The sequence below is a fragment of the Paenibacillus thiaminolyticus genome, from assembly GCF_003591545.1.
GTDB classification, from domain to species: Bacteria; Bacillota; Bacilli; order Paenibacillales; family Paenibacillaceae; genus Paenibacillus_B; species Paenibacillus_B thiaminolyticus_A.
In genome coordinates this window covers 263,205-274,116 of record NZ_QYZD01000005.1, presented here as the reverse complement: position 1 = coordinate 274,116, position 10,912 = coordinate 263,205, and the positions used below count along the sequence as shown (strand labels likewise).

At 56.9% G+C, this 10,912-nt stretch carries 7 protein-coding genes and 1 other annotated feature; of the genes, 6 read left to right on the top strand and 1 reads right to left on the bottom strand.

The window, feature by feature from the left end; all coding sequences use genetic code 11:
* The first annotated feature begins 683 nt into the window (after positions 1 to 683).
* Positions 684 to 1,514, top strand: a complete 831-nt coding sequence (locus DQX05_RS08935; RefSeq protein ID WP_119792782.1) for a TatD family hydrolase — start codon at positions 684 to 686, stop codon at positions 1,512 to 1,514.
* Between the two features lie 284 nt (positions 1,515 to 1,798).
* On the opposite strand, the gene DQX05_RS08930 is transcribed toward DQX05_RS08935, so the two are convergent.
* Positions 1,799 to 3,133, bottom strand: coding sequence for a Na+/H+ antiporter family protein (locus DQX05_RS08930; RefSeq protein WP_119792780.1), 1,335 nt, complete (start codon positions 3,131 to 3,133; stop codon positions 1,799 to 1,801).
* A gap of 596 nt (positions 3,134 to 3,729) precedes the next feature.
* On the opposite strand from DQX05_RS08930, the gene DQX05_RS08925 reads away from it, so the two are divergent.
* From DQX05_RS08925 to DQX05_RS08905, 5 genes are all read left to right on the top strand, one after another.
* A complete protein-coding gene (locus DQX05_RS08925) occupies positions 3,730 to 5,004 on the top strand; it encodes an MFS transporter (RefSeq protein ID WP_119792778.1) in 1,275 nt (424 codons plus the stop codon).
* A gap of 102 nt (positions 5,005 to 5,106) precedes the next feature.
* Positions 5,107 to 5,378, top strand: a binding site (T-box leader).
* Positions 5,379 to 5,454: 76 nt separating this feature from the next.
* A complete protein-coding gene (ilvA, locus tag DQX05_RS08920) occupies positions 5,455 to 6,720 on the top strand; it encodes a threonine ammonia-lyase IlvA (protein WP_119792777.1) in 1,266 nt (421 codons plus the stop codon).
* A 117-nt stretch (positions 6,721 to 6,837) separates the two neighbouring features.
* Complete coding sequence (locus tag DQX05_RS08915) at positions 6,838 to 7,806, top strand: hypothetical protein (RefSeq protein WP_119792775.1); 969 nt, start codon at positions 6,838 to 6,840, stop codon at positions 7,804 to 7,806.
* 63 nt (positions 7,807 to 7,869) lie between these two features.
* Entirely contained in the window at positions 7,870 to 9,534 is a 1,665-nt protein-coding gene (locus DQX05_RS08910; RefSeq protein WP_119792803.1) for a glutamine--tRNA ligase/YqeY domain fusion protein, read from the top strand.
* 154 nt (positions 9,535 to 9,688) lie between these two features.
* A complete protein-coding gene (locus DQX05_RS08905) occupies positions 9,689 to 10,027 on the top strand; it encodes a DsrE family protein (RefSeq protein WP_119792774.1) in 339 nt (112 codons plus the stop codon).
* Positions 10,028 to 10,912 lie beyond the last annotated feature (885 nt).

The following is a 10,912-nucleotide window of genomic DNA, read 5'->3' as shown; positions in this document are numbered from 1 at the left end:
GCTGCGTTGTTTGTATATTACTGTTTGTCTGTACGACATGCTGCGTTGTTTGTATGTTACTGTTTGTCTGTACGACATGCTGCGTTGTTTGTAAATTACTGTTTGTCTGAACGACATGCTGCGTTGTTTGTATATTACTGTTTGTCTGAACGACATGCTGCGTTGTTTGTATGTTACTGTTTGTCTGAACGACATGCTGCGTTGTTTGTATGACTGTCTTGCCCCTACCGCATGCTGGCCTTTCTGAATCGGATACTGTCTCACACCGCACCCGATAACGCGCCAACCCGCAGGTATCCTGCAATAATGCAGCATTATTTTTGGGGGGAATACCGCTGCAATGGCATTCCTGCCAAAATACATGATTTTTCCCAGATGAAGCCACAAATGACCTATATTCGACGGAATTGATGTAGTTTTGCAGGAATTTCTTTATTTTGAGGTGTTTTCGGCGTAAAATACTGCGTTCTTGCAGTATTTGATAAGTCGATCTGTTTAAAATGAATCTTCACTCAGCCGGAACATATGGGGGCGGGATCCGCTGCTCGGGACGGTACCCACGTACGGCAACTACGTACGGCAGCTATTTTTGGCAGCTACCTACTGCATTCACGTACTGCCTCCATGTACGATAAGCCCGTATTCCGGCATCCATTCATACTAGGAAGAGGAGAGGTTGGACAATGGAAGGAAGATACACTGCCACGAACACGGAGCGGCTCCGCTTCATGGATGCCCATATCCATCTCGACGGATACGGCCCGGAGCAGCGGCCGCTGCTGGAGCAATCGCTGGAGGCGGAAGAACTGGACGGCGTCATCGCCGTGTCAATGGATGCGGCCTCGTGCCGCGAGGTGCAGCGCTGGGCGGAGCGGTATCCGGGGCGCGTTCACCCCGCGTACGGCTTTCACCCGGAGCAGCCGCTGCCTGCCGAACAGGAGCGGAGTGCGCTCCTGCAATGGATGGATGAGCGTCGCGATGCGATGATCGCCATCGGCGAGGTCGGCCTGCCCTATTATATGCGGCAGGAAGCCCTACGCGCGGGGGGCAGCGAGGCAGGCTTCCCCCGCGGCGCTTATCTGGAGCTGCTGGAGGCCTTCGTGCAGCGGGCTGCTGCGTGGGATAAGCCGATCGTGCTGCACGCGGTCTACGACGACGCGCCGATTGTCATCGATCTGCTGGAAAGGTACAGTGTGCGCACGGCCCACTTCCATTGGTTCAAGGGAGATGTGAAGACGACGGAGCGGATGGCCGGGAACGGTTACTATATCTCGTTCACGCCGGACCTTGCCTATGAGGTCGAGATCCGGGAGCTAGCGCTTCGCTACCCGGGCGACCGCGTCATGACGGAGACGGACGGGCCCTGGCCGTTCGAAGGGCCATTTGCAGGGCAGGTCACGCTCCCGCTAATGGTGCGCGACGTTGCCGCGTCATGGGCCGCGCTCCAGCGGCTGGAGTTCGGCGAGGCCGCGGCGCTGCTGCGGGCCAATGCGAAGCGCTGCTACGGCGTGTAGCACCGGCTTCGCAAGAACTAGGCGAGAGCTTGAGCAGCCAGGATCTTCCCCGCGCGCCCGGAGCTTGCCTAGCCAGTCGCCTGCGCTGCGAGCTAGGAGCTTGCCTTGCCGGGTGCCTGCGCTGCGAGCCCGGAGCTTGCCTTGCCGGGTGCCTGCGCTGCGAGACCGGAGCTTGCCTAGCCAGTCGCTTGCGCTGCGAGCCCGGAGCCTGCCTTGCCAGGCGTCTGCCCAGCGAGTCAGGAGCTGCCCTGCCGAGCATCGGCCGTGCCGGCCGGGGGCTCAGCTTACAGCATCATGGCCGCGAGGAAGCCGAACAGCAGGAGGGGCACGTTGTAGTGCAGGAAGGTCGGCACGCAGGTGTCCCATATATGATCATGCTGACCGTCGGCGTTCAGGCCAGCGGTCGGGCCCAGGGTGCTGTCCGAGGCCGGCGAGCCGGCATCGCCCAGCGCTGCAGCCGTGCCGATGAGCGATATCGTCGCCAGCGGGCTGAAGCCGAGCTCGACGCACAGCGGCACGAAGACGGTCGCGATCAGCGGAATCGTCGAGAACGACGAGCCGATGCCGAGCGTGACGAGCAGCCCGATGGCGAGCATCAGGATGGCTGCCAGCGCCCGGTTGTCGCCGACCATGCTGACGGCTTCCTTCACGAGCGACTCGATGTGCCCGGTCTCGCGCAGCACCGCGCCGAGGCCGGCCGCCGACATCATGACGAAGCCGATGTAGGCCATCGACCGCATACCGTCGGAGAGGACGCGGTCGGCCCTGCCGCGCGGTATGACGCGTGAGAGCAGCAGCACGGACAGCCCGGCAGCCGCGCCGTAGATCATCGAGCCCGTGCTTAATTGCACGGCCAGCATGGCCGCGATGGCGGCGATGCCGGCTCCGGCAGCGAAGCGGCTGGCGGAAGGGGCAGCCTCGTCGGCTGCGGCAGCCGGCTGGAGCGCAGCCCCCTCGGCATAGTGCCGCGGCTTGCGGTAGCTGATCATCATAGCGAACAGCAGGCCCGCAATCATCCCGAGCGCCGGAAGCAGCATCGCCTTCGGCAGCTGGGAAGCCTCGACGGCTAGGCCGTTCTGCGTCATATTGCTCGCCACAATATCGTGGAAGATGGCGCCGAAGCCGACCGGAAGGAACATATATGGCGTAATCAGCCCGAATGTGAGCGCGCACGCGACGGCCCGCCGGTCCAGCCACGTCGTATTGAACAGCATGAGGAGCGGCGGGATAAGCACGGGAATGAAAGCGATATGAACGGGCACCGCATTTTGCGACAGGCAGGCGATGCCTGCGATCGCGGCCAATATGCCGTACCGGACGGAGGCGCGAACCGGGCCGCTGTCCGATCGGGCCCGGACGAGCCCCACCGCGCGGTGCACCAGCCGTTCGGGCAGCCCTGTCTCGGCCAGCCCGGCGGCGAACGCGCCGAGCAAGGCATAGCTTAGTGCAATGCCGGCGTTATCCTTCAGCCCTTCGGAGAAGGCAGCGATCGTGTTCGAGATCGGCATCCCTCCGGCCCAGCCGCCGATGATGGCGGACACGAGCAGGGCGAGGACGACATGGACTCGCAGCAGGCTTAATCCGAATAATACCGCGAGAGAGAGAAGAACCGCATTCATGTAAAAGATCAACCTCACTTGATGATAATAATTAATTAAAACATTACCACGTTACCAGAGTAATGTATAACGTTTCTTGCAATCCATTTTATGACAGTGGGTTCCTGATCTTGTGCTTGAATCCGCCTCTCTTCCTTAATATAGCGTGGCCGCAAGCACGCTCACACACAGTAATCAACGGAATCGCGATGGCAGGGCCGTTCCTCGATCCGAACTGATCAGTCCGGAGACGGAGAGGCTATCCATCTATAGACCGAGCCTATATTCATTTCAGGGAAGCAGCAGAAGTTCCTGCTGGCTGCGGATGCAGTCATTCCCGCTATTCCGGTACACTAAATTGTGGCTGAAGGCTGTCCGGAAGGGATGCTGCGGCGTGAAGCTCCGGCCGGATTCCTCGCACCGGAACGCCTTAATGGGAGTGGATCACATCGCTGGTCCCGCACCCAACATCTACACAAAATTTTTAAAACAAAAATATTGCGAAAAGCGGTGATGATCCAGTACACTATTTGAGTTCAGAGAGAAGAAACCAGGGATTATCAGAGAAATTCCAAAGTGGAGTCATCCACATAGAGGATAGAGTGGAGGAAATGAACATGAATTCTGCACCAACTAACAAGAAGAACGAGTCGGCATTCAGCCTGTTCCGGAACCGGTTCGTACAAGCCATCATGATGGCGGGATTGTTCATGCAAGTCGGCATCTGGATCCGCAACTTCGCGGTGCTGTTGTTCGTCATGGAGATGACGAACGGGGATGCCTTTGCGGTCTCGATGATATCGGTAGCAGAGTTCGCTCCGATCTTCGTCTTTTCGTTCATCGGGGGAACCTTCGCCGACCGTTGGCGCCCGAAGCGCACCATGATATGGTGTGATATATTAAGCGCCTTGTCCGTGTTCGCCGTCCTGGTGACCATCCTGCTCGGATCGTGGCAGGCCGTTTTTTTCACGACCTTTGTATCGGCTATTCTGTCGCAGTTCTCGCAGCCTTCTTCTATGAAGCTGTTCAAGCAGCATGTTCCGGCCGAGATGATGCAGGCGGGGATGTCCATCTTCCAGACGATGGTGGCGCTGTTCATGGTGCTTGGTCCGGCCATCGGCACGATGATCTTCCAGCATTATGGCATTACGACATCGCTCGTCCTGACCGGAGTGGCCTTCGTGTTGTCGGCCATCGCCTTGACGTTCCTGCCTGGCGATGATCAGGAGGATGGAGAGAAGAAGCAGGATTCCCGGGTATGGGATGAGCTTGGAGCCGGCTTGCGCTATGTGATGAAAAGCAAGCTGCTGAAATCGCTTGGCGGCTGCTTCGCCTTCGCGGGGCTGGCGATCGGGATGATTCAGCCTATGGGGGCTTTCCTCGTGACGGAGCGTCTTGGCCTGCCGAAGGAGAATTTGAGTTATCTGATGATGACGAACGGCGTGGCGATGATGATCGGCGGCGCCATCGCGATGGGCATTTCGAAGCGGCTGCTGCCGCAGCATATGCTGGCAATCGGCATGCTGTTCAGCAGTATCGGCATTCTGATGGCCGGCATGTCGACCCAATTGTGGCTTACGCTCGTGGCGCAGTTCATCAGCGGCTTGATGCTGCCATCGATTCAGATCGGCATCAACACGATGATTCTGCAAAATACGGAAGGGTCCTTCATCGGCCGGGTTAACGGCATATTGACGCCGTTGTTCATGGGGGCGATGGTTATCATGATGTCGATCTCCGGATGGATCAAAAATTTGACTTCCATTACGACCATGTATGAGATCTCTGCAGTTCTGTTCCTGTTCGGGATTGCCGTCATGCTGCCGATTCTCCGAATGAGGAAGACACCGGAGCCCGCACAGCCGGCTAAGGCTGCCGTCGGCCAGGAATAACCGAATGTCCGCACCTTACGGACGGTGACAAATTATGACCGTGCCCATTGACATGAAGCCGGACGCATGTTCATAATAATAGGATACAATTCATGAACCGTATTGGAATCGATGACGAGAACAAGTAAGCTGGGATACGGACCGCAGAGAGTCGACGGCCGGTGCGAGTCGATGTCTGGACCAGTTGAATATCCTCTCCGAGATGCCGCGCTGAACCTTGTGCCGCCTGGCGGCCGACAGTAAGCGCGGACGGGTCATCCGCCGTTACCCGGATGCGCGGCAATGCCGCGGCCAAGCGCCGCAGAAGCGGATTCGGGAGTGAATCCGGACTTTTGCGGAACAAGGGTGGTACCACGGTAACTCTCGTCCCTTTTTTGGGGCGAGTTTTTTTATTTTTCCGGCAATTGCCCAACACTAGACTGTATACCGACCGAAAGTGAGGAATGTGACATGGAGACGACTCATCCTGCACCGGCCGTGACGATGGAGCATATCGTCCGTGCCCACCATGTATTGAAGGAAGTCATTGTGCGGACGCCTTTACAGCGCGACCCGATTTTATCCGCCAGATATCAATGCAATGTCTATTTGAAGCGGGAGGATCTGCAGATCGTCCGGTCATTCAAAATCAGGGGCGCCTACAATATGATCCGCCATCTGTCCTCCGAGGATTTGCAGAAGGGAATCGTCTGCGCCAGCGCGGGCAACCACGCTCAGGGAGTCGCTTATTCGTGCCAAGCGCTGCAGATTCAGGGCACGATCGTGATGCCAACCACGACGCCGAGCCAAAAGGTGACCCAGGTGAAGCGCTTCGGCGGATCGTTCGTCAAGGTTGTCTTGACGGGGGACACTTTCGATGATGCCTATGAAGCGGCCATGAACATTTGCGAAGAGAGCGGCAGCACCTTCATTCATCCTTTCGATGATCCATATATCGTTGCAGGCAGCGGCACGGTAGGCATGGAGATTATGGAGTCGCTTGATGTGCCGGCCGACTATGTCTTTGTAACGATTGGCGGCGGCGGCTTGGCGGCCGGAGTGGGCACGTACGTGAAGACCGTGAGTCCCTCTACCCGGGTGATTGGCGTGGAGCCGGAAGGGGCGCCTTCGATGACGGCGGCGATGGAACGCCGTGAAGTGCTCACGCTGGAGACGATCGACAAGTTCGTCGACGGCGCCGCCGTGAAGCGGGTAGGGCAGCTTCCTTACGAGATCTGCTCGCAGGTGCTTGATGATGTCATTCTCGTGCCGGAAGGCAAAGCCTGCACGACCATCCTGCAGCTCTACAACGAGAGTGCGATTGTCGTGGAGCCGGCCGGATCGCTGCCTGTTGCGGCACTCGATCTGTACCGGGATCAGATTCGCGGCAAAAATGTCGTCTGTGTCATCAGCGGCGGCAACAACGATATTGACCGGATGCAGGAGATTAAGGAACGGTCGCTCATTTATGAAGGCCTGAAGTATTACTTCATCGTGAACTTCCCGCAGCGTGCCGGCGCTTTGCGCGAATTCCTGGAGGATGTGCTCGGACCGAATGATGACATTACCCGGTTCGAATATAACAAGAAGCATAACAAGGATGACGGCTTCGCCCTGGTCGGCATCGAGTTGGAGCATACCGAAGATTATAAGCCGCTCATCGAACGGATGAAGAAGCGGGGCATCAAGTACGTGGAAGTGAACAAAAACGCGACGCTGTATAATATGCTCGTCTAATCATGTTGCCTGCGCTATCTCCTGCCCCTGGCCCCTGCCTCGCGCGATTCGGTCGCATCCCGTGCGGTGTTCCTCTCGTATAAATAGGTAAGGAATGCGGGAAGAGGAGGAGATGGCATGCAGTCATGGCATGAACTGCAGCGCCGCATCGAGCGGGCGCGGCTGAACGGAAGGCTGCAGGACAAGTATGAGACGCGCCTGCAGGAGGCTAAGCGGGAGCGTCAGCGGTGCAAGGCGGAGCTGGGGCGGATGGAAAAGTGGTGGCGCGAGGAAGAGCAGGATGTCGAACGGCTGCGCTCCTGGTCGATGGCGAATTTCTTCTTCACGCTGATCGGACAGAAGGAGCGCAAGCTCGAGCGGGAAGAGGAAGAGGCTCTTCGCGCCAAGGAGCGATATGAGCTGGCGCAGGATGCTTGCCGCCGGGCCGAGGCCGATGAGGCGGAATGGCACCGCCAGTTGATCGGAGTCAGCGGGGCGGATGAGGAGCTGCAGCGGGCCATCGAGGAGAAGGAGCGCCTGCTCCGCGCCTGTGACCGCATCGTAGCAGGTGAACTGGATGCGCTTATCTCGGGGCGGGCGTGGCTGCAGACAGAGAAGCGCGAGCTGGCCGAGGCCATTCAGGCGGGCCGCGACGCGCTGCGCGCCCTGGAGCTGGCCGAGGAACAGTTCCGTTCCGCCCGCAACTGGGGAAGGTACGATATGCTCGGCGGCGGCACGATCGCGACCTACCTCAAGCATAACCGCTATGACGATGCCAAGGCGGAGCTGCACAATGCCAATCACCGCCTGAGCCGCTTCGGACGGGAGCTGGAAGACGTGCAGAAGCTGCGGCAGACGGCGCAGGCCGTCGATATCGGCGCGGGTCTTACCTTCGCTGACTATGTATTCGACGGATTCCTGACCGATTGGATGGTGCAGGGCCGGATTAACCGTTCGCTGGAACGGGTGGAAGAGGCGATCCGGCATGTTCAGGCGACGCTTCGGCGCCTGGAGCAGGAGGCTGTAAGCGTGGAGCGGCGGCAGGCCGATTCGGAACGGGAGTATGCCACGCTTATCGAGAATTGGTTCCCGGCCAATCAGAGTTGAACTCCCCCCATGATATGGGTATATTAATAGACAAAGCGCTAGACATAGAAAGGTTGATTGCTGGTGGAGAACCCCAATACTACATCGAATTTTATTCGCAATATTATTGTGAATGATCTGGAAGAAGGCCGGGTGGAAAAGATCGTGACCCGGTTCCCGCCCGAGCCGAACGGATATTTGCATATCGGGCATGCGAAGTCGATTTGCCTGAATTTCGAGCTGGCCAAGGAGTTCAAGGGCCGCGCGCATCTCCGCTTCGATGACACGAATCCGCTCAAGGAGGATACCGAATTCGTCGAATCGATCAAAGAGGATGTCCGCTGGCTCGGCTTCGACTGGGACGAACTCTATTTCGCCTCCGATTATTTCGACGAGATGTATGAGCGCGCCGTGCTTCTGATCAAGAAGGGCAAAGCCTTCGTCTGCGATCTGAGCGCCGACGAGATGCGGGAGATGCGGGGCACGCTGACCGAACCGGGGAAGAACAGCCCGTACCGCGATCGCTCGATCGAGGAGAATCTGGACTTATTCGAAAGGATGAAGAACGGCGAATTCCAAAATGGGGAGAAGGTGCTGCGCGCCAAGATCGACATGGCTTCCCCGAATATCAATCTGCGCGATCCGGTCATTTACCGCATTGCGCATGCGACGCATCATAACACTGGCGACAAATGGTGCATTTACCCGATGTACGCATTCGCCCATCCGCTGGAGGATGCGATCGAGGGCATTACCCATTCCATCTGTACGCTGGAATTCGAGGATCAGCGTCCGCTGTATGACTGGGTCGTACGAGAGTGCGAGATGGAGGCCACGCCGCATCAATACGAATTCGCGCGCCTCAATATAACGAATACGGTCATGAGCAAGCGGAAGCTGAAGCTGCTCGTGGATGAAGGGGTCGTGGATGGCTGGGACGATCCGCGGATGCCGACGATTTCCGGCCTGCGCCGCCGCGGCTTCACGCCGGAATCAATTCGGACGTTCTGCCGGGAGATCGGCGTGACGAAGGGGAACAGCGTGGTCGATTCGAAGTATCTCGATCATTTCATCCGTGAAGACTTGAAGCTGAAGGCGCCGCGCACGATGGGTGTGCTCAAGCCGCTGAAGGTTGTCATTACGAACTATCCGGAAGGCCAGATCGAATGGCTGGACGCGGAAGTGAATCCGGAAAATCCGGAGATGGGGATCCGCCAAATTCCGTTCTCGCGCGAGATTTACATCGAGCAGGACGACTTCATGGAGAATCCGCCGAGCAAATATTTCCGCCTGTTCCCGGGCAATGAAGTCCGCCTGAAGCACGCGTACTTCATCAAGTGCAACGAAGTGATCAAGGACAGCGACGGCCAGGTCGTCGAGGTGCGCTGCACGTATGATCCGGAGACGAAGAGCGGCAGCGGCTTCACCGGCCGCAAGGTGAAGGGAACGATTCACTGGGTCGAGGCTTCTCAGGCGGTCCCGGCTGAATTCCGGCTGTATGAGCCGCTCATTCTGGACGAGACGGAGGACGAAGGCGACACCACGTTCCTGGATCGGATCAACCCGTCTTCTCTGGTCGTGGAGCAGGGCTTCGTGGAGCCGAATATGAAGGATGTCGCAAGCCATGACAAGTATCAATTTTTCCGCCACGGTTATTTCAATGCGGATCCGAAATATACGAATAATGGACGAATCGTATTCAACCTCATCGTCTCGTTGAAGAGCTCGTTCGAGCTGCCGAAGAAGTAACGTCGAACGGGATGATGCGCCGAGGAGTCATTGGAACTGCTGATGCCGTGACCCTGAATCGGGCACAACCCGCTGCGGAAGCGGAATGGGAGGAGTGTTAGGCGGTGCCTGCCGACAGAGTCGAAGGATACACGCTAAGGAAAGGGTGGCTGTCATGAAAAACAAAGTCATTCTATTGACGTCGGATCGTATCGGCGCTGAAGAGAACGGGCTTGGCCCGTCCGTGCTGGAGACCTTCCTGACGCTGCTGAAGCAGCAGGAAGAGCTTCCGGCCGCGATTTTCTGCATGAATCGGGGTGTGCTTGCACTGACTTCCCGGTCCATGTCCTCGCTGCAGCTGGCTGATCTGGCCAATGCGGGCGTGCCTGTCCTTGCCTGCAAAACATGCGTAGATCATTACGGCATCGCGGACGAGTTGGAGGCGGGGGAGATTTCAAGCATGGGCGAGTTTGTCCAGCTGGCCTCCCGGCATGAGGTGCTGACGCTGGGGTAATTTTGACGTGAGCACCCTCATGGTGGCGAGACCTGAATAGTGAGAAGCGGCTGCACCGTGCAATGTATTGCTGGGTGCAGCCGTTGCATGAACCGGGTTCCTAGGGGGACCCGGCTTTTTGCTGTTGGGGTGAAGCGGGCCCCGTGCAGTGATTGGCGAATAGGGCAGACCGGGCCGTAACTCCGTTATCTGGTATTTAGTATCATTATTAGTTAATAAGGTTGATGGTTAATAGCAATAAATCCTGCAAATATGCAGCTTTGCTTTCCTTGAGAGGCACGTTCCAGATCATTCCTGCAAAACTGCATCATTTTCCTCATATTATTCCTATTCGAAGCCATAACGGACGAAATTGCTGTATGAATGCAGCAATTTCCCTCCCAACGAGCGAAAACCGGGAAAAATCCTGCACTTTTGCAGGTTGGGTCGGACACTCGTACTAAACCATTCCAGCCGTTCATATGTATAACCAATTTGATGCAGGATGGGGGAGTAGGATGACGGTCGGAGTCCGCTTCATTAAGGTCCTGGCGTTTGCAATCAATATATGGAAATATGTCAGATAGCCTCTATGGCCAAAAGCGGGTGCAACGGCTGGTGTACGCGCCATGAAAGTGGGCTCGTGTACCCCGCGTCGCCACCTTTTCGCTTAATCTGCCCGCATAACCGAAGTGGGCTAGGTAAGAAGAAATGATAATAGATAAGAACAGTAAGAGGATGACACATAAAGTCACCTCACTATATAGGGAGCAGACTCTTAGAAGTATACAACCTAACAGAATAAAAAAAGAGGTTGTCCGTCATTTTTACGAACACCTCTATTCAGGTCATTCCTTAATTTGTATCTAGTTTTTTCTATTGCAGTGGTCAGTTTTTTATTGTCTC